The organism is Mesorhizobium sp. P2_E6, assembly GCF_056403835.1.
The window spans coordinates 39,315-57,757 of sequence record NZ_JBFUEQ010000002.1 but is presented as its reverse complement, the minus strand read 5'-3'; the positions used below and the strand labels follow the sequence as shown (position 1 = coordinate 57,757).

Genomic DNA, 18,443 nt, shown 5'->3' with positions numbered 1-18,443 from the left:
GGGCACATGCTTCTGCCAGCCGGCAATCTCAGCCGGTTTTCACGCCCAACCTTGCACCCTCGGCCGGCTGGATGCCGATCGTGCTGAGCGAATGTGAACGAAGCAGCGCAGCGCTATTCCACTCCTCAGGACGGTTCGCGCTTCAGCGCTTGCGCCATGCAGTGGATGCCGCCGCCGGTCTTCGAGATCTCGCTCATGTCGACCGCCGCGACCTCGAAACCGCGTGCCTTGAGCTGGCCGATCAGCGACTGGCTGGAGGTCGGCGCGATCACCCGGTCCTTGCCCAGCGACATGAAGTTGCAGCCGAGCGCCATCGTATCCTGGAACGGCACGTCGATAATCTCGTGGCCCTTGCCCTTCAGCCAGTCGACGATGCCGGGTTCGGTGCAGGCGAGGCAGACGGCCGTCAGTTTCTCGGCGATTGGCACCACCATCAGGTCGATATGGACATAGTACTCGTCGATGAAAGCGATGCGGGTTTCCCAGCCTTCCTTGTCGAACCAGGCCTGCACCTGCCGCGCGCCTTCTTCCTGCGTGCGGGCGCCGCCGCAGCCGATCAATACGACGCCCTCTTCGATGACGTTGAAGTCGCCACCCTCGAACGTGCCCGCCGTGACCATGTCGTAGATTGGGATGCCGAGTTTTTCGTAGGTGCGGATCGCCGCGTAGTTCTCGCCGCGCCGCCACCAGTTGGCCATTGCGGTGATGAAGGCGCCGTAAGGCGTCATAACACTGGAATCGCGGGAATAGACCTGCATCGGCAGTTCCGGCGTCGGCTCGTGCCAGTGGATGTTGACGCCGAAATGCTCATAGGCGGCGACGAGGTCCTTGTGCTGCGCCTGCGCGATCTGGACGTTGCAAGGCGCCTCGCGCAGATGCTTGCGCGACAGCGAGCTGGTCGACAGGTGGCGCAGGAAATTGGGCGAACCAAGCAGCACGTCGGTCAAGACATCGGTCTCGTTGGCAAAGCCCCAGGCGGTCAGAGGCTTGGTGCCGCCGGCCGGGTTGCGGCGCTGCAGCGAAAACGGCTCGGCGACGATGCGGTCATGAACGGTCATGGGGTTCTCCTCGTGCTTGATCATGCGTTTGACTTGGGCTGGTTGCCCGGTATCCACCAGTCTCGTCCGCGCGGGGTGGTGACATACTCCGGCCACCGAAATCCAATCGGCGGTTCGTAGTCGCAGAGCGGCGCGATCCAGTTCGAGCCTCCGATTCCTCCGCCGGTGCGGGCGACGAATTCATTCATCGCCGAATCGCGGGCGGCCTGGTCTTCCAGCAGCCGAAGGGCGGCGAGCGCGATGGTCTTCGATGCGCAGGTGACCATCGGGTCGATGGTGGCGGGAATGCCGCCCAGAGCGTTCATCACCCATGACGGATAGGGGTAGCCGGTTTCCGAGCGCAGCGCCGGGCGGGCGACATAGAAGCGCGCCGTCGGCGCATGCCAGCTCATGTCGGTGTAATCGTCGGAGGTCGAATTCACCTGCGAGGGCGGTAGATCGCGGCGCAGGATCGCTTCCGCCGCCTGCGGCTCGATCAGGCGCTCAAGTTCTTCGATGAACGGCTCGTCGCTCGCCATGCGCCCGGCATTGACCTGCATGTCGCGCGCGATTGCCTTGGCGTCCTCGTCCCAGCGCGGCGGCCCGACGGTCGACAGCGATTCATAGGCGATTTCGGCCATGGCGTGATTGGCCAGCCCGGGCCGCGACTTCGACACCCAATGCCGCTCGTGGCGGCAGCCGCTCACGGCGGCAGCGGCCTCGGCATTCCGGTCGAGCACGGCGGTGACCTGTTCGGCCATCGCCAGCGTCGGCACGCGGATCATGTACTGGATTTCGGCCAGCTCGGCCGGCAGGTTGTCGGCGGTCGCCTGGCCGGCGGTGAGGATCGCCTCGCTGATCGACCAGCCGCCCTGGTGCGGCAGCATGGAATCGCGCAGCGCCTTGGACGCCATGTACATCATCATGAGCGCGTCGTTGGCGCCGGGCGCGCGCACCGCCGAATGCGCCTGCGGAATGGGTGCCGCGTCGCCCGCCGCCCGCGCCCAGCGCTCCGGTTGGTCGCAGATGAAGCGATAGATCATCGCGTAAGCTGCGCCGCAATGCGTGTCCCAGCGCGCCGTGTTGCAGAGCGGCAGCATGTAGAACGGATGGAAGGAGATCATGCCGGCAAGGCCGTCATAATAGCCCTTGGCGGCATGGATCGGCTTTGACCCGCGCACCTTTTCCGCCGGCTCGCCGGTGAAGCGCAGCGTGCCTGGAATGCCGTGGCGCTGCATCGCCGCCTTGGTCGCCAGCAGCCCGCCAAGGCCCGAAATGCCCAGCCCGGAATGCGGGTCGGTATGACCCCCGGCATGTTCGGAGAGGCCTGGGCGCGGACGCTTGACGGTGGCGGCATCCTGGCAATTGCCCGGCACCGCGTCGTATTCGGCGTACATGCCGATGGTCGGGCCGGGACCGTTGGTCCAATGGGCACAGAAGGCGGTGGGCATGCCGCCGGAACCTTCTTCGACGGAAAAGCCTTCGCGCCTCAGCCGCTCCACGTACCAGGCGGCAGATTGATACTCGCGCCATGCGGTCTCGCCGAAGTCGAAAATGGTCCGCGTCCACGCCGACAGCAACGGCTGGATGTCGTCGAGACAGGCAAGGGCGGTTGTTTGCGCCGAGGTGGCCACGGGTTCCTCCATGAGACGAGAAGAAAGCAGTGAAGCGGTTCGCTAGAAAGTGATATGTTTTCCCGGCTCATGCAAATTCGGTTCACCTGAGGCCTCTTGCGCATACCATCCACCCAGGCGCTGCGTGCGCTCGACAGCTTCGCTCGTCATGGCAGCGTCTGGCGCGCCGCCGACGAGTTGCATCTGACCCGCAGCGCGGTCAGCCATCAGCTTCGCCTGCTTGAACGCGACCTTGGCTTCGATCTGCTCGAACGCATCGGCAAGGGCGTGGCGCTGACGCCGCGTGGCCAGCGCTATGCCAGCGACGTGCGCAAAGCGTTGACCGTGCTGGGCGATGCGGTGACGCGCCATGCCGGCACAGGCGTCGGCGGCTCGTTCAGCATCAGCTGCACGCCGGGCTTCGCCTCGCTGTTCCTGTGCACCCATATCGGCGAGTTCAGGCAGATGTACCCCGATGTCGCGCTGCGCATCCTGACGCCGCGTCGGCTGGATGACGTCAGCAATGCCGACGCGGACGCCTTCATCGCCTTTGGCGTTGGCAATTGGCCGAACCGGGCCGCCGAACTGTTGTGCGAGATTTCCTTTACGCCGCTCTGCAGTCCGATGCTCCTCAACAAGGTCGGCGGATTCTCCAAGCCCGCCGATGTGCTGCGCGCCACGCTCCTGCATCTCGGCGACACCGAGGATTGGGCGCGCTGGCTGGCTCTATCCAAGGTCGAGAACCCCGACCCGGAAGGCGGTATCTTCTTTTCCGACATGAATCTCGTCTTCTCGGCCGCGATCGCCGGCCAGGGAATGGCCATGGGCGACGAACTGACCAGCGGCAAGGCCCTGGCCGAAGGCAGGCTCGTGCGTCCCTTCGACATCGCGATCAAATCGCCGCGCTCCTACTTCCTCGTCTCAGAACACGCCAAGGCGACGCATCCGGTGCTTGACGCGTTTGCCGGATGGCTGCGATCGAAACTCGCGGAGAGCATTGCCAAGGTCATGGCCGACCACGGGCGCCACCGATTGGACAGATGAATGGAATTTGCCGATCCGGCGAAAACTATTTGGTTGCGGTGAGGCCGCACGCTGCCCTACGATTTCTTTTTGGAATTGAGGAAACAGGCAGGATGCAGCAACCCGGCCGGGCCGCAGAGATCAAGGCAATCGGAATCGGCAAGAGCTTTGGCTCGTTCCGTGCGCTGGACAATCTGACGCTCGATATTGGCCGTGGCGAGTTCCTTACCCTGCTCGGGCCGTCTGGTTCGGGCAAGACCACCTTCCTGATGATCCTGGCCGGCTTCGTGCAACCGACCGAGGGCCGGCTGTTCAGCGACGGCGTCGACATCACCGACCGACCGGCCGAACAGCGCGCGGCCGGCATGGTGTTCCAGGGCTATGCGCTGTTCCCGCATATGAGCGTGGAAGCCAACATCGCCTTCCCACTCAAGGTGCGCAAGAAATCGGCGGCCGACATCAAGCGCCGAGTCGGCGAGATGATCGAGCGCGTGGGCCTCAAGGGCCACGAGAAGAAGCTACCGGCGCAACTTTCAGGCGGTCAGCAGCAGCGCGTCGCGCTCGCCCGCGCGCTGGTGTTCGAGCCGGGCGTGCTGTTGCTCGACGAGCCGTTTTCCGCGCTCGACAAGGGCCTGCGCGGCCAGATGCAGGCCGAGATGAAGCGGCTGCACCAGGAGACCGGCACCACCTTCGTCTTCGTCACCCACGACCAGAGCGAGGCGCTGGCGCTGTCGTCGCGCGTCGCCATCTTCAATCATGGCAAACTGCTGCAGGTCGGAGCACCCGACGACGTCTACGACAGGCCGGACAACCGCTTCGTCGCCGAGTTCCTCGGCGAGATCAACATGCTGCCGCTGAAGGGGGTGCGCCCGGCCGACAATGGCTCGACCGGCCTCTGCGAAGACCGCGCGGTCTCCATGCGCTGCAAGGCTGAGACGGTGCGCGGCGATGCAATCCTGGCGATCCGGCCCGAATACATGTCGATATCAGGCGAGGCGGCGGCGGGCGAGAACGGCATCGCCGCGACCGCGACCAACTCCACCTATCTTGGCGCGGCAACGCGGCTTGACCTGACGACGCGGCAAGGCGCGAAGGTCACGGTCTCGGTGCCCAACGAGATAGCTGCCGCCGCCTTGAGCAAGGGCAACTCCGTCTGGCTCACCTGGCCTGCGGAAAAGGGTTTCCTCCTTCCGCATGGAGGACAATGACGAACGGTGTGGCGAGATATCGGCGCCACCGCTTTCCGGTACTATCAACGACAAAAAAGGGGAACTGACATGACAAATGACACCAAGAAACAAGCCATCGAGAGCCTGTCCGCAAGGGCAGGGCGCGGCGAGATTTCGCGCCGGCAATTCGCACAGCTGGCGGCAATCGTGCTGGCCGGCACGCCGATGCTGTTGCGCTCGACCGGAGCCTTCGCCGCTGCGAAGGAACTGGTGCTGGTCAACTGGGGCGGCGACGCCATCACCGCCTATGATGCCGCCTATGGCCAGGCCTTCACCAAGGACACCGGCATAACCGTCAAGATGGACGGCTCCGGCCCGACCGAAGGCGCGATCGCCGCGCAGTTCAAGAGCGGCGCGCCGACCTGGGACCTCGTCGACGTCGACCCGTTCTCGGCCATCACGCTCGGCGCGCAAGGCATGCTCGAGCCGATCGACTACAACATCGTCGACAAGAAGAAGATGCGGCCCGGATTCGGCTGGGACTTTGCCGCTTCGACCTATTTCTTCTCCTATGTCATCGCCTATGATTCCGAGAAATACGGCAAGGACGCCCCGACCGGCATGGCCGATTTCTTCGACGTGAAAAAATTCCCCGGCAAGCGCTCGCTCTACAAATGGGGCGTGTCGAGCTGGGAGGCAGCCCTTCTGGCCGACGGCATCGCGCCCGCCTCGCTCTACCCGCTCGACCTGAAGCGCGCGCACGACAAGATCGCCGCCTTCAAGGAGAACGTCGTTGCCTATTGGGGCGGCGGTGCCGAGAGCCAGAGCGTGCTGCTCAATGGCGAGGCCTCGATGGCGATCGTCTGGTCGACCCGCGCTTCCCTGATCGAGCAGGATTCCGGCGGCAAGATCAAGTTCATCTGGGACCAGGGGCTGATCTCGCCCGGCGCGCTCGCCGTGCTCAAGGGCAATCCCGGCGGCAAGGAAGCGGCCATGAAGTTCATCGCCAGCGCCCAGGACCCGCAAAAGCAGCTGGTCATGTTCGACAAGCTCGGCCAGGGCCCAGCAAACCCGGCCGCCGACGCGCTGATCCCTGCCGACAAGAAGCGGATCAACCCGGTCGACCCCGAGAACATGAAGAAGCAGATCGCGCTCGATATGGACTGGTACGCCAAGAACTACGGGCCAGCGCTCGACGAATACACCAAGATCATCTCCGCCTGACCGAGGCAGGGATTATCGGGTCGACATGAGAGCATATCTCTCCGACAGGATGGGCGCGGCGCTGTTGATGGCGCCGCTGCTCCTGTTTCTTGTCCTGGCCTATGCCTGGCCGTTCCTCGGCGTCGTCAAATGGAGCTTTACGCTGCCGACGCCGGGGCTCGGCCAGTATGAGGCGCTGCTCACCGACGATCTGGTGCAGTCGGTGTTCATCCGCACGCTGCGCATCGCGGCGGTCGTCACCGTGGTCTCGGTGGCCGCTGCCTATGCCATCACCGTCGTCTGGGTGCGCGGAACCCCGGCTCAGCGCCTGGTTGCCGAGTTCTGCATTCTCGTTCCGTTCTGGATCTCGGTGCTGACCCGCGCCTTCGGCTGGGTGGCGCTACTGTCCAATCGCGGCCTGATCAACACCTGGCTGCAGGCGATCGGCTTCATTTCCGAACCGCTGGCGCTGGTGCGCAACGAATTCGGCGTCATCGTTGGCATGACGCATTTTCTCATTCCTTTCGCCGTCTTTCCGCTGGCGTCTGCCATGCGCAGCCTCGACGACCGCGTGCTGTTGGCAGCGCGCGGGCTCGGCTCCAGCCGCATGCGCACCTTCTGGTCGGTCTTCGTGCCCATGACCCGCTCCGGCATCATCGGCGCGGCCCTCATCGTCTTCGTGTTTTCGCTGGGCTTCTTCGTGACGCCGGCGATCCTCGGCGGCGGTCGCAGCGTCATGGTCGCCGAGCTGATCTATCTGAGGATATTCCAGAGCCCGGACTGGGGGCTGGGCGCGGCGATCAGCGTCGTGCTGGTGCTGTTCGTCGGCGCGCTGATGGCGCTCTTGTTCCGTTATGTCAGACCGAAGCAATTGATCTGATGCCGACTTATCGCCCCGGTCCCGTCTCCCTGATCATCGCGGCCTTCGTGGCGCTGTTCCTGCTGATGCCCTTGCTCGCCGTCATCCCGGTGTCGCTGACGCCGAGCCGCATGCTGGCCATGCCATCAGGCGAACTGTCGCTGCGCCACTACAGGGCGCTGATCGAGGATCCGCGCTGGATCGATTCGATCCTGCTCAGCATCCGCATCGGCATCGTCAGCAGCGCCTTTTCCACCGTGCTGGCGCTGTGCTTCAGCCTCGGCGTGTGGATGTTCCAGCCGCGTTTCACCGCGGCGCTCGTCGGCTTCGTGCTGCTGCCCATGGTCGTGCCGCCGGTGGTCTCGGCCATCACGCTCTACTTCCTGCTCACCTCGATCTCCGGCTTCAGCTCGCTCTTCGGCTACGACACGTGGCTTGGCGTTGCCATGGCCCATTCGGTGATGACGGTGCCCTTCGCCACCGTGCTGATGCTGGTCTCGCTCAGCCAGCTCGACCGGCGCATCGACCTCGCCGCGCGCGGCCTTGGCGCGTCGGTATGGGAGCGAGCCACCCGCATCATCATGCCCAACATCAAGTTCGGCATCATCACCGCGGCACTTTTGTCCTTCGTGCTGTCCTGGGAAGAGATCGGCGTCACGCTGTTCATCACCTCGGTCAACGCCATCACGCTGCCCAGGCTGATGTGGATGGGGCTGCGCGACAACATCGATCCGGCGATCGCCGCGCTTTCCGTGATTCTGATCATCATCACGGTGCTGGTGCTTGCGCTGCGCAGTTTCGTGGTTAGGTTGCGCGGCGTCCGGTGATTGGCAAGCCGGGCAGAATCCGGATACCCTTGGAGGCGATCCCGGCACATGATCGGCAAGCCGCTACGATGAAGGAAAACGATGACCGCGTCCGGCGACTTGCAGCAGGCCTTGTTCCAGAGATTGAGGAGCGATGCATCGCTGTCGGCGCTGCTGGGCGGCGCCGGGCTGCTCGAACACGCGGCCGACAACGCCGCCTTTCCCCACGTAACCTGCGGCCAGACCAGCGCCTTCGACTGGGATACCGGGGTCCAGAACGATGCCGACCAGTTGGTCACGCTGCACGTCTGGTCGAAAACCCATGGCGAGGCCGAAACGCGTGCCATCATGGACAGCATCAAGGCGCGCCTCGCCGACGCGGTGCTGATCATCGGCCCGCGTGGACAGACACGCCTCGTGCTGGAATTCGCCGAGGCCCGCTATGACGAGGACCTGCTCGTGCATCATGGTTTGCTGCGTTTTCGCGCCATAACGCAGGATAGTGACTGATGCGCTTTCAATATGGTCCAAACGGGGTCTAGACTGACACTTCCGGGATTTCGTCGGGTGGGCGGCGAAATTCGATCGGTCGACTCGCGTTTCAGGGGTAGCGGGCATGGTCTTGGTGGCGTTCACTGTTCATTTCACGTTCAGCACCGATGCGTTACAACGCCAGCCATGAAAACGCTTCGCTCCCACTTCCGAACCGCGACACTGGCGCTCTGTGCTGCCGGGCTGTTTGCGTCGCAGGCGATGGCGACACCGGTCATCACGCCTGACCAGGGCGGCCCGATCGTTTTGGCGGCTTCCGATTGCTACGCCATCGGCCAGCAGGTGGCCGCGCAGAATGGCGGAACGCTGGCCAAGGCCTCGCAATCGACCCGCGGCGGCCAGCCGGTCTGCGTCATCGTCGTGCTCGTCCCGGGCAAGGACGGGCAGCGTCCGCGCCGCTCCGAAATCGTCGTGCCGCAGAACTGACCAATCTTTCATCTTACAGGCCTTCGTTTCCCAGGCCGCCGGAATCGGCCTATATCTGCCCCCAGCTCATCAACAGGTATCGATTTTCGCATGCGCGTACTCGTCGTCGAGGATGACAAGGATCTCAACCGGCAGATATCGGACGCGCTGGTCGATGCCGGCTATGTCGTCGACCGCGCCTTCGATGGCGAGGAGGGGCATTTCCTCGGCGACACCGAGCCCTACGATGCCGTCGTGCTCGACATCGGCCTGCCGCAGATGGATGGCATCAGCGTGGTCGAGCGGTGGCGTCGCGGCGGCCGCAAGATGCCGGTGCTGATCCTGACGGCGCGCGATCGCTGGAGCGACAAGGTCTCCGGCATCGACGCCGGCGCCGACGACTATGTCACCAAGCCGTTCCACATCGAGGAGGTGCTGGCGAGGCTCAGGGCCCTGATCCGGCGCGCCGCCGGCCATGCCTCGTCCGAACTGACCTGCGGGCCGCTACGCCTCGACACCAAGGCGTCGAAGGCCGATGTCGACGGCGTGCCGCTGAAACTGACCTCGCACGAGTTTCGCCTGCTTGCCTATCTGATGCATCATATGGGCGAGGTGGTCTCGCGGACCGAACTGGTCGAACATCTCTACGACCAGGATTTCGACCGCGATTCCAACACCATCGAGGTCTTTGTCGGGCGACTGCGCAAGAAGATGGGCATCGACATGATCGAAACCGTGCGCGGCATGGGCTACCGCATGCGTGAGCCGGAGGCGTAACTCGGAACCGCTCAAACAAACCGCAAGGACGCCGCTTTCGCTGCGTTTGTGGCCGCGTTCGCTGACCTTCCGTGTGATCGCCTTTTCCACGGTGTGGGCGATCGTGACCCTTGTCATCATCTTCACCCTGATCACCACGCTCTATCGCCAGGCCAGCGAGCGCGGCTTCGACAGCCTGCTTTCGGCGCATCTGTTCAACCTGATCGGCTCCATCGGCATTTCCGATAACGGTGCGCTCACCGGTGCTCCCGATCTCGGTGACCTGCGGTTCTCGGAGCCGAATTCGGGCTGGTACTGGTCGGTGGAGCCTGCTTCGGAAGGCGTGCACGGAGATCTTCACTCGTCGTCGATGACCAAGACGATCCCATCGCCCGATGTCGCCGATGTGCCCTTCAATTCCAGTTTCCAGCGCAGCTATGCGACCGAAGGCATCAACGGGGAGCAACTCGAAGTGTTCGAGAGCGAATTCGTTCTCGACTCCAAGAACCGCGCCGCGCGCTTCCGCGTCATGGGCAACCAGAGCGAACTCGAACAGGAAATCTCAACCTTCCAGCGCCGCCTGCTAACTTATCTCAGCCTGTTCGGTGTCGGCATGATCGCGATCAACGCGATCGCCATCCTGCTCGGCCTGCAGCCGCTGCGCCGGGTCAGGAATGCACTTGCCATGGTGCGCGAGGGCACGGCGCACAGGCTCGACGGCCAGTTTCCGGCCGAGATCGAACCGCTTGCCAACGAAACCAATGCGTTGATCGAAAACAACAGGCGTATCGTCGAGCGGTCGCGAACCCAGGTCGGCAATCTCGCCCACTCGCTGAAGACGCCGCTGGCGGTGCTGCTCAACGAGGGCCGGGCGCTTGGCGGCGCCAAGGGGCAGTTGATTGCCGAACAGGCCGCTTCCATGCAGAAGCAGGTCGATCACTATCTGCAGCGCGCCCGTGTCGCGGCGCAGCGCGACAGCGTCGTCTACCGCACGCCGGTGGCGCCATTGGTGCAGCGCATGGTGCGGGTTTTGCAGAAACTCAACCCGCAGACCAACCTGTCGCTGGCGCTGCCGGCGACCGACATCGTCTTCGCCGGCGAGCGCGAAGACCTTGAGGAATTGCTGGGCAATCTGCTCGAAAACGCGATGAAATGGGCTAAGAGCGCGGTGTTGGTATCGGTCGTGCCTTTGACCGGCAAGGACGAGGCGGCCAGCCTGTTTGAGATCAGCATCGAGGATGACGGCCCGGGCATTCCCGAGGACAAGGCGCGCGAGGCGATGAAGCGTGGACGGCGCCTGGATGAGACAAAGCCCGGAACAGGTCTGGGGCTGGCCATTGTCGCCGACCTCGTCAACGAGTATGGAGGCGTTCTGGCTCTCGAACGGTCCGGCATGGGGGGATTGAAGGCGGTGGTGCGATTGCGGAGCCTTCAATGATGCCTTTCCGAATCAATCCGAGATCGACGAACAGTATTTACTATGGCGGCATGTCTATTGATCCCAGCGGCCAAATTTCCGACAAATATCAATACTATGGCCATGCCGACTTCTTCGATGACGCGGCCCCCGGCTCATCCATGACAGGCTCCAACTCAAGAAAACCGGTTGTTGGCATGAAGATTCGCGTCGCGCTTGTTTCCGCATTGCTGGCCGTTTCCGGCTGCACCACCCTGAGCGGCAAGGGCCCCTCGGTTGCGCCGACGCCGGCCTCGACACCTCCGTCCAGCGGCAAGGTCACCACGACGATCATTTCGGCAATGGACGGCGGCCTGGTCGGCGGCTCGATCGGCAACGGCCTGAGCGAGACCGAGAAGCGCAGCGCGCTCGAGGCGGAATACAAGGCGCTCGAATATACGACCAGTGGCCAGAAGGTGGCGTGGAAGGGCGACCAGGCTTCGCACTATGGCGAGGTGGTTCCGGGCCAGCCCTACCGCGTCGGTTCGCAGGACTGCCGCCAGTACACGCAGACGGTGTTTGCCGGCGGAGCCGGCGTCACGGCGCGCGGTACCGCTTGCCGCAACGCCGACGGTAGCTGGACGCCGCTGACCTGACGATCAACCGGATCCGGCTGATGTCCGGCCGGTTGATGTCGATCAAGGACATGCGGCGCGCCTGCCGTCAAAGCGTCGCAGGATGCATCTGTTGGCAGGGCATGGCTCTGCCTTTATTGGAAGAACCATGCTGTTCTGGGTCATAGCCGCAATTCTCACGCTGGGTGCGAGCCTGGCGGTGCTGCTGCCGCTGGCCGCCAGCTCGAACGGCGCGTCGTCGACCGGCGATCACGATCTGGAAGTCTATCGCGATCAGTTGTCCGAACTCGACCGCGACGCCGCGCGTGGCTTGATCCAGCCGGCCGAAGCGACTGAAGCGCGCGCCGAGATCGCGCGCCGCATCCTCCGCCTCGACAATGCGGCAGCGGCCGGCAAGGCATCCGTCAGGCAGGCCTCGGTCGCGGCGAGGCTGGTGGCGACCGCGGCCGTTCTGGCGGTCCCGCTGGTCAGCTGGGGGCTCTACAGCCAGCTCGGGTCTCCCGACCTGCCGTCGCAACCGCTCAGTGAACGATTGGCCAAGAATCCGGCCGACAGTTCGGTGGACGAGTTGGTGGCGCGGGCCGAGGCCCATCTTGCCGCCAATCCATCCGATGGCAGGGGGTGGGATGTGCTCGCCCCCGTCTATCTGCGCATGCAGCGCTTTTCCGATGCTGCGGCGGCCTATCGCAACGCCATTCGCCTCGACGGCGACAGCGCGGTCCGCCGGGCCGGTCTTGGCGAGGCGATCGCCAATGCGGCAGGCGGCATTGTCTCGGCCGATGCCCAGGATGCCTTTGAGGCCGCACTGAAGCTCGATCCGGCCAATGCGAAAGCCAGCTTCTACCTGGCCATGGCGCTGGCGCAGGAGGGCCGCGCCAAGGAGGCGGTCGCGTCCTGGCAGGCGATGCTGGGCAGGCTGCCGCCGGATTCGCCATGGCGCGGCGCGGTTGAGCAGGCGCTGGCCAAATCCGGCAGCCCCGAAGTCGCCTCCGGCGGCGCCACCAACGGCCCCAATGCCGGCGATGTCGACGCCGCTTCCTCCATGTCTCCCGCCGACAGGGAAGCCATGATCAACACCATGGTCGCCGGTCTCGACGACAAACTGCGGCAGAATCCGCGTGACCCGGAAGGATGGATGCGGCTCGTTCGTTCGTATGTCGTGCTCGGCAAGGCCGACCAGGCGCGTGACGCGCTGGGTCGCGCTATTGCCGTCTTCGGAGCCGACAGTGACGAAGCCAAGAAATTCACCGCCTTTGCCGCCTCGCTTGGCCTGACGGCGACGGAGTAGGACTGACATGACGCGCAAGCAGAAACGATTGTCGGTGATCGCGGGCGGGCTGGCCTTCCTGGGCGCCGCCACCGGGCTGACCTTCTATGCGCTTGGCCAGAAGGCGTCCTATTTCTACATGCCGGCCGACCTCACCACCGCCAGTGTCCAGCCCGGCCAGCGCATCAGGCTGGGCGGACTGGTCGAAAAAGGCACGATCCAGCGCGGGCAGGGGGCGACGGTCGCCTTTTCGGTCACCGACACGCACAAATCGGTCAAAGTCACCTACACCGGCATCCTGCCCGACCTTTTCCGCGAAGAGCAGGGCGTCATCACCGAGGGCAGTTTCGGCCCTGACGGCACCTTCGTTGCCGACAGCGTGCTGGCCAAGCATGATGAGCGCTACATGCCCAAGGAGGTGGCCGACGGCCTGAAGGCCAAGGGCGTCTGGCAGGAGAGCAAGAGTGAGTAAGCAGGTTCCGCAAAGGGATCCCACGGTTTTGCGGCAAGAACCTGCGGCAAAACAAAAGTCTGGGCGCAACCATGGTTGAAACCGGACATTTCGCGCTGGTCCTGGCGTTTGCGCTTTCGCTGGTGCAGACCATCGTGCCGTTGTTTGGCGCACGCCTGAACAACCAGCGCCTGATGGCTGTCGGCGGTCCGGTCGCGGTGACAGGCTTTGCCTTGACGGCGCTGTCCTTCGTAGCGCTCGCGAGCGCCTATGCGAGTTCCGACTTCTCGGTGGCGAGCGTGTGGGAAAACTCGCATTCGCTGCAGCCGCTGATCTACAAGATCACCGGAACCTGGGGCAATCACGAAGGCTCGATGCTGCTCTGGGTGCTGATCCTGACCTTCTTCGGCGCGCTTGTCGCCGCCTTCGGATCAAACCTGCCGGCGACGCTGCGCGCCAATGTGCTTGCCGTGCAAGGCGCCATCGGCGCCGCCTTCTTCCTGTTCATCCTGGCGACGTCCAACCCGTTCATCCGGCTCAATCCGGCGCCGATCGAAGGCCGCGATCTCAACCCGATCCTGCAGGACCTCGGCCTCGCCATTCACCCGCCGTTTCTCTATCTCGGCTATGTCGGCTTCTCGATCTGCTTTTCCTTCTCGGTCGCCGCCCTCATCGAAGGGCGCATCGACGCGTCCTGGGCGCGCTGGGTGCGGCCGTGGACGCTGGTCGCCTGGATGTTCCTGACCGGCGGCATCGCCATGGGATCGTACTGGGCCTACTACGAGCTCGGCTGGGGTGGTTTCTGGTTCTGGGACCCGGTCGAGAACGCCTCCTTCATGCCGTGGTTGGCCGGCACCGCGCTGCTGCATTCGGCCATCGTCATGGAAAAGCGCTCGGCACTTAAGATCTGGACGCTGCTGCTCGCCATCCTGACTTTTTCGCTGTCGCTGCTCGGCACCTTCCTGGTCCGCTCGGGCGTGCTGACCTCCGTCCACGCCTTCGCCACCGATCCGACACGCGGCGTCTTCATCCTGTGCATCCTGACGCTGTTCATCGGCGGTTCGCTGGCGCTGTTCGCGCTGCGTGCCTCCCGGTTGACGGCCGGCGGCCTGTTTCACCCGATTTCGCGCGAAGGTGCGCTCGTCCTCAACAATCTGTTCCTGACCACGGCGACCGCGACCGTGCTCGTCGGCACGCTCTATCCGCTCGCCGTCGAGGCTTTCTCGGCCGACAAGATCTCGGTCGGCGCGCCGTTCTTCAACCTGACCTTCGGCCCGCTGATGGTGCCGCTGCTGGTGATGGTTCCGTTCGGGCCGCTGCTGGCCTGGAAGCGCGGCGATGTCTTCGCCGTCGCCCAACGCCTGATGGTGGCCTTTGCCGCCGCCCTTCTGGCGACGCTGGTCACTGCTCTGTTCATCGACGGCGCCTCTGTGTTCGCCGCACTTGGCGTCGGCCTCGCCGTCTGGCTGATCCTTGGCGCGCTCACCGATCTCGCGGTCAAGTCAGGCTTCGGCAACGTTGCTGCCGGGAACGTGGTCAGGCGCCTGCTCGGCTTGCCGCGCTCGGTCTTCGGCACTGCCTTTGCGCATCTTGGCCTTGGCCTTACCACGCTCGGCATCGTCGGCACGCTTTGCTTTGGCACGGAAAAAATCCTGTCGATGCATGCCGGCGAAACCGTCGAACTGTCCGGCCACGCGCTGCGTTTCGTCGGGCTTTACCCTGCCCAGGGTCCGAACTACAGCGAGGATCGCGGCCGCTTCGAACTGATCGGTGTCAGCGGCAGCGCGATTGGCGAAATCAGTTCCGCCAAGCGTTTCTATCCGGTGCGCCAGATGACGACGACGGAGTCGGGCATCAGGACGATGGGCCTCTCCCAGCTCTACATCTCGCTCGGCGACGAGGGCAAAGACGGCTCCGTCGTGGTGCGCCTGTGGTGGAAGCCGCTGGTGACGCTGATCTGGGGCGGCGGCCTGGTGATGATGGCAGGCGCGGCCATGTCGCTGATGGACAGGCGCCTGCGTGTCGGCGCACCGTCGCGCCGGCGCAAGCAGGCCAGTGCCGTGCCGTCCGCGGGCCGGCCATGAGCGCACGGCTTTCGCTGATCTCGATCGTGCTGCTGCTGGCGCTGCTTTTCGCCGGCGCGGCACAGGCGGTGAAGCCAGACGAGATGCTGGCCGATCCGGCGCTCGAGGCGAGGGCGCGGGCGCTATCCGAAGGCCTACGCTGCATGGTCTGCCAGAACCAGTCGATCGACGAATCTGACGCCGATCTGGCCCGCGACCTGCGCATCCTTGTGCGCCAGCGCCTCGTTGCCGGCGATACCGATCAGCAGGTGATGGACTATGTCGTGTCGCGCTACGGCGAGTTCGTCCTGCTGAAGCCGCGCTTCGAGCTGCGCAATGCCTTGCTGTGGGGTACGCCGGTCATCCTGCTGCTCGTTGGCGGCATTTTCATTGTGATGACCGCGCGGTCGCGTCGCACGCTGGCAACAAAATCCCTGTCCGCCGAAGAGCAGGCATCGTTGGACGCCATTTTGCGCCGCGACTGACGGTCACGAACGTCACCAAACATTACCAAAATTTCATGCGTCGGAAATAGCGCTGTAATGTTCGCCTCTCTAATTCTCTTTCCCGAGGATGCCGATCAAGGGCGTCCATTTGAAAGAGGATACGAGACCCCATGAGTATTGCCCCCAATTCATATTCCGTCACCCGCAAGCGTCTGATGGCCGCCGTCGCATCCATCGCCGTTGCCGGCGCGATCGGCATCGGTGCGCTGACGACTGGAACAGGGCCCGTTCTGGCCGATGCCGTGCGTGTCGAGGCGCCGCAGGTGCCGGGCTTCGCCGACGTCGTCGAGCGCGTTTCTCCGGCTGTGGTCAGCGTCAAGGTCAAGGCCAAGATCAGCCCGGTGGCCGATGACGGCTCCGATCAGTCCGACGATCCGGACGGCATGAACAACCTGCCCAACAATCCGCAGTTGCGCCGCTTCTTCAAGGAATTCCGTGGTTTTGGCGATCAGAACGGCGAGGGTGGCGGTAATCGCCGCTTCAGCCACCGCGACCACAACAACGACCAGCCGCGACCGGTTGCGCAGGGTTCCGGCTTCTTCATCTCCGATGATGGCTATCTGGTCACCAACAACCACGTCGTCGAGGAAGGCTCGGCCTTCACCGTGGTGATGAATGACGGCAAGGAACTCGACGCCAAGCTGATCGGCACCGACCCACGCACCGATCTCGCCGTGCTCAAGGTCGACGGCGTCGGCAAGTTCACCTATGTCGACTTCGCGGACGACTCCAAGGTTCGCGTCGGTGACTGGGTGGTGGCCGTCGGCAACCCGTTCGGCCTCGGCGGCACGGTTACCGCCGGCATCGTCTCGGCTCGTGGCCGCGACATCGGCGCTGGCCCCTATGACGACTTCATCCAGATCGATGCTTCGGTCAATCGCGGCAATTCGGGCGGCCCGACCTTCAACCTCAACGGTCAGGTCGTCGGCATCAACACCGCAATCTTCTCGCCGTCAGGTGGCAGCGTCGGCATCGCCTTCGACATTCCGGCTTCGACCGCCAAGCAGGTCGTTCAGGACCTGATGAAGAGCGGTTCCGTGCAGCGTGGTTGGCTCGGTGTCGAAATTCAGCCGGTCACCTCAGACATCGCCGAATCGCTGGGCCTGAAGTCGCAGAATGGGGCCTTGGTTTCCAGCGCCCAGGATGAGGGTCCCGGCAAGAAGGCCGGCATCATTGCTGGTGACGTGATCACCCAGGTCGACGGCAAGGACGTCGCTTCGCCGAAGGAACTGGCCCGGCTGATCGGCGCCTACTCGCCTGGCAAGTCGGTCGACGTCACCGTATGGCGTGATGGCAAGAGCCAGACGGTCAAGGTCGACCTCGGCAAACTGCCTTCGAGCGACAAGCAGGCATCGGCCGACCAGCAGCAGCCCGCCGCTCCGGCCAAGCCCGACTCGCTGGCCGATCTCGGCCTGACCGTCACCAAGTCCGAAAACGGCAAGGGACTGGTGGTGACCGATGTCGATCCCGACAGCGATGCCGCCGACCGCGGCATCCAGCCGGGCGACATCATCACATCGGTCAATTCGACCGAAGTGAATGCCACCGACGACGTCACCAAGGCGATGACCGAGGCGGTCAAGTCCGGCCGCAAGGCTGTGCTGATGCAGATCACCCGCGACGACAACAATCGTTTCGTCGCGCTGCCCGTCGCCAAGGGCTGAGGCACGTCGCCGGAGCGTCCTTGTCTTCTCCCTGCGGATGAGGGCGCTCCGGCGGCAGGTTCGACTTTTCCAGTGCGGCGGTTTCAACACCCCCGAGCCGCCGTACGGGAAAGCATGGTGGAGCGCGCGTTAGTCAGTCATCGCGCTCTCCCCGGCGGCAGCGGGCTTCCCATCGCCCGCTGCCGCACCCTCAAGGCATGTCGTCAAAAAGCGTTTCAGCGGTCTTGGCGCAACGAGGTCGGGACAAGGATTTTTTTCGCGCGCGGCTTCGGATGATCTTGATCGCGATGCGCTTTGGCAAAGGCCACAATGCAGATGTCTGCCACTCAACCTTCCAGCGAAATCGCGTATAACAGTCCTATGAAGATTCTCGTCATAGAAGACGATCGCGAGGCTGCGGATTACTTGCAGAAAGCCTTCGCCGAGGCCGGTCACACTGCCCATGTTGCCGGAGACGGCGAAACCGGCTTTGCGCTCGCCGACGCTGGCGACTACGACGTGATGGTCATCGACCGGATGATGCCGCGCCGCGACGGCCTGTCGGTCATTGCCGGCCTGAGGTCCAGGGGCAACACGACGCCGGTGCTGATCCTGTCGGCGCTCGGCGAGGTCGACGACCGGGTCACCGGCCTGCGCGCCGGCGGCGACGACTATCTGACCAAGCCCTATGCCTTCTCGGAGCTTCTGGCCCGTGTCGAGGTGCTGAACCGCCGCGCCAGCGCCAAGGAAGCGGAAACCGTCTACCGCGTCGGCGATCTGGAACTCGACAGGCTGTCGCATTCGGTCCGCCGCGCGGCGCGCGAGATTACGCTGCAGCCGCGCGAATTCCGCCTGCTGGAGTATCTGATGCGCCATGCCGGCCAGGTGGTGACGCGCACCATGCTGCTCGAAAATGTCTGGGACTATCATTTCGATCCGCAGACCAACGTCATCGACGTCCATGTTTCGCGGCTGCGCGGCAAGATCGAGAAGGGCTTCGACAAGTCCATACTGCATACCGTTCGCGGCGCCGGTTACATGCTGAAGAGCGGCTAGCAG

General features: G+C 64.1%; 18 protein-coding genes. 16 read left to right on the top strand and 2 right to left on the bottom strand.

What is annotated here, in order from left to right; translation table 11 throughout:
* Window positions 1-125: 125 nt before the first annotated feature.
* Window positions 126-1,058: a dimethylarginine dimethylaminohydrolase family protein gene (locus AC1D08_RS05005; protein ID WP_457150993.1), complete on the bottom strand. Its 933-nt coding sequence runs from the start codon at window positions 1,056-1,058 to the stop codon at window positions 126-128.
* A gap of 20 nt (window positions 1,059-1,078) precedes the next feature.
* Window positions 1,079-2,683, bottom strand: coding sequence for a zinc-binding metallopeptidase family protein (locus AC1D08_RS05000; protein ID WP_457150992.1), 1,605 nt, complete (start codon window positions 2,681-2,683; stop codon window positions 1,079-1,081).
* 84 nt (window positions 2,684-2,767) lie between these two features.
* Between AC1D08_RS05000 and AC1D08_RS04995 the strand changes: the two genes are divergently transcribed.
* The 16 genes from AC1D08_RS04995 to AC1D08_RS04920 all read left to right on the top strand — a co-directional run bounded on the left by AC1D08_RS04995 (window position 2,768) and on the right by AC1D08_RS04920 (window position 18,440).
* Entirely contained in the window at window positions 2,768-3,694 is a 927-nt protein-coding gene (locus AC1D08_RS04995; RefSeq protein ID WP_095089913.1) for a LysR substrate-binding domain-containing protein, read from the top strand.
* Window positions 3,695-3,786: 92 nt separating this feature from the next.
* The gene (locus AC1D08_RS04990) at window positions 3,787-4,881 is read left to right on the top strand and encodes an ABC transporter ATP-binding protein (protein ID WP_457150991.1); all 1,095 of its coding nucleotides are present in this window, start codon (window positions 3,787-3,789) and stop codon (window positions 4,879-4,881) included.
* A 69-nt stretch (window positions 4,882-4,950) separates the two neighbouring features.
* The gene (locus AC1D08_RS04985) at window positions 4,951-6,066 is read left to right on the top strand and encodes an ABC transporter substrate-binding protein (protein WP_457150990.1); all 1,116 of its coding nucleotides are present in this window, start codon (window positions 4,951-4,953) and stop codon (window positions 6,064-6,066) included.
* Between the two features lie 25 nt (window positions 6,067-6,091).
* Window positions 6,092-6,925, top strand: coding sequence for an ABC transporter permease (locus AC1D08_RS04980; RefSeq protein WP_095089919.1), 834 nt, complete (start codon window positions 6,092-6,094; stop codon window positions 6,923-6,925).
* Window positions 6,925-7,731 (top strand): ABC transporter permease, encoded by an 807-nt coding sequence (locus tag AC1D08_RS04975; RefSeq protein WP_477226205.1) that lies wholly within the window; start codon window positions 6,925-6,927, stop codon window positions 7,729-7,731. Before AC1D08_RS04980 ends, AC1D08_RS04975 begins: the two co-directional genes overlap by 1 nt.
* Before the next feature lie 81 nt (window positions 7,732-7,812).
* A complete protein-coding gene (locus tag AC1D08_RS04970) occupies window positions 7,813-8,220 on the top strand; it encodes a DUF3168 domain-containing protein (RefSeq protein ID WP_095089923.1) in 408 nt (135 codons plus the stop codon).
* Between the two features lie 168 nt (window positions 8,221-8,388).
* On the top strand, window positions 8,389-8,688 hold the full coding sequence (locus AC1D08_RS04965) for a hypothetical protein (RefSeq protein WP_457150988.1): 300 nt from the start codon (window positions 8,389-8,391) through the stop codon (window positions 8,686-8,688).
* Between the two features lie 90 nt (window positions 8,689-8,778).
* On the top strand, window positions 8,779-9,444 hold the full coding sequence (locus AC1D08_RS04960) for a response regulator transcription factor (RefSeq protein ID WP_023812809.1): 666 nt from the start codon (window positions 8,779-8,781) through the stop codon (window positions 9,442-9,444).
* Window positions 9,428-10,861 carry an ATP-binding protein gene (locus AC1D08_RS04955; RefSeq protein ID WP_457150987.1) on the top strand — a complete coding sequence of 478 codons (1,434 nt, stop codon included), beginning with the start codon at window positions 9,428-9,430 and terminating at the stop codon, window positions 10,859-10,861. The genes AC1D08_RS04960 and AC1D08_RS04955 overlap by 17 nt, the downstream gene beginning before the upstream one ends.
* 176 nt (window positions 10,862-11,037) lie before the next feature.
* Entirely contained in the window at window positions 11,038-11,475 is a 438-nt protein-coding gene (locus tag AC1D08_RS04950; RefSeq protein WP_457150986.1) for a hypothetical protein, read from the top strand.
* A 127-nt stretch (window positions 11,476-11,602) separates the two neighbouring features.
* Entirely contained in the window at window positions 11,603-12,742 is a 1,140-nt protein-coding gene (gene ccmI, locus AC1D08_RS04945) for a c-type cytochrome biogenesis protein CcmI (RefSeq protein ID WP_457150985.1), read from the top strand.
* A 7-nt stretch (window positions 12,743-12,749) separates the two neighbouring features.
* Window positions 12,750-13,193 carry a cytochrome c maturation protein CcmE gene (ccmE, locus tag AC1D08_RS04940; RefSeq protein ID WP_095089931.1) on the top strand — a complete coding sequence of 148 codons (444 nt, stop codon included), beginning with the start codon at window positions 12,750-12,752 and terminating at the stop codon, window positions 13,191-13,193.
* A 71-nt stretch (window positions 13,194-13,264) separates the two neighbouring features.
* The gene (locus AC1D08_RS04935; RefSeq protein WP_477226208.1) at window positions 13,265-15,256 is read left to right on the top strand and encodes a heme lyase CcmF/NrfE family subunit; all 1,992 of its coding nucleotides are present in this window, start codon (window positions 13,265-13,267) and stop codon (window positions 15,254-15,256) included.
* Entirely contained in the window at window positions 15,253-15,720 is a 468-nt protein-coding gene (locus tag AC1D08_RS04930) for a cytochrome c-type biogenesis protein (protein ID WP_457150982.1), read from the top strand. Before AC1D08_RS04935 ends, AC1D08_RS04930 begins: the two co-directional genes overlap by 4 nt.
* A gap of 131 nt (window positions 15,721-15,851) precedes the next feature.
* Window positions 15,852-17,405 carry a Do family serine endopeptidase gene (locus AC1D08_RS04925; protein ID WP_457150981.1) on the top strand — a complete coding sequence of 518 codons (1,554 nt, stop codon included), beginning with the start codon at window positions 15,852-15,854 and terminating at the stop codon, window positions 17,403-17,405.
* A 360-nt stretch (window positions 17,406-17,765) separates the two neighbouring features.
* Window positions 17,766-18,440, top strand: coding sequence for a response regulator transcription factor (locus AC1D08_RS04920; protein WP_167392270.1), 675 nt, complete (start codon window positions 17,766-17,768; stop codon window positions 18,438-18,440).
* The last annotated feature ends 3 nt before the right edge of the window (window positions 18,441-18,443 follow it).

Bases quoted from the DNA above. Each gene is read 5' to 3' on its own strand.
- AC1D08_RS05005 (WP_457150993.1), bottom strand. From the start codon at position 1,058: ATGACCGTTCATGACCGCATCGTCGCCGAGCCGTTTTCGCTGCAGCGC.
- AC1D08_RS05000 (WP_457150992.1), bottom strand. From the start codon at position 2,683: ATGGAGGAACCCGTGGCCACCTCGGCGCAAACAACCGCCCTTGCCTGT.
- AC1D08_RS04990 (WP_457150991.1), top strand. From the start codon at position 3,787: ATGCAGCAACCCGGCCGGGCCGCAGAGATCAAGGCAATCGGAATCGGC.
- AC1D08_RS04985 (WP_457150990.1), top strand. From the start codon at position 4,951: ATGACAAATGACACCAAGAAACAAGCCATCGAGAGCCTGTCCGCAAGG.
- AC1D08_RS04980 (WP_095089919.1), top strand. From the start codon at position 6,092: ATGAGAGCATATCTCTCCGACAGGATGGGCGCGGCGCTGTTGATGGCG.
- AC1D08_RS04975 (WP_477226205.1), top strand. From the start codon at position 6,925: ATGCCGACTTATCGCCCCGGTCCCGTCTCCCTGATCATCGCGGCCTTC.
- AC1D08_RS04970 (WP_095089923.1), top strand. From the start codon at position 7,813: ATGACCGCGTCCGGCGACTTGCAGCAGGCCTTGTTCCAGAGATTGAGG.
- AC1D08_RS04965 (WP_457150988.1), top strand. From the start codon at position 8,389: ATGAAAACGCTTCGCTCCCACTTCCGAACCGCGACACTGGCGCTCTGT.
- AC1D08_RS04960 (WP_023812809.1), top strand. From the start codon at position 8,779: ATGCGCGTACTCGTCGTCGAGGATGACAAGGATCTCAACCGGCAGATA.
- AC1D08_RS04950 (WP_457150986.1), top strand. From the start codon at position 11,038: ATGAAGATTCGCGTCGCGCTTGTTTCCGCATTGCTGGCCGTTTCCGGC.
- ccmI (WP_457150985.1), top strand. From the start codon at position 11,603: ATGCTGTTCTGGGTCATAGCCGCAATTCTCACGCTGGGTGCGAGCCTG.
- ccmE (WP_095089931.1), top strand. From the start codon at position 12,750: ATGACGCGCAAGCAGAAACGATTGTCGGTGATCGCGGGCGGGCTGGCC.
- AC1D08_RS04935 (WP_477226208.1), top strand. From the start codon at position 13,265: ATGGTTGAAACCGGACATTTCGCGCTGGTCCTGGCGTTTGCGCTTTCG.
- AC1D08_RS04930 (WP_457150982.1), top strand. From the start codon at position 15,253: ATGAGCGCACGGCTTTCGCTGATCTCGATCGTGCTGCTGCTGGCGCTG.
- AC1D08_RS04925 (WP_457150981.1), top strand. From the start codon at position 15,852: ATGAGTATTGCCCCCAATTCATATTCCGTCACCCGCAAGCGTCTGATG.
- AC1D08_RS04920 (WP_167392270.1), top strand. From the start codon at position 17,766: ATGAAGATTCTCGTCATAGAAGACGATCGCGAGGCTGCGGATTACTTG.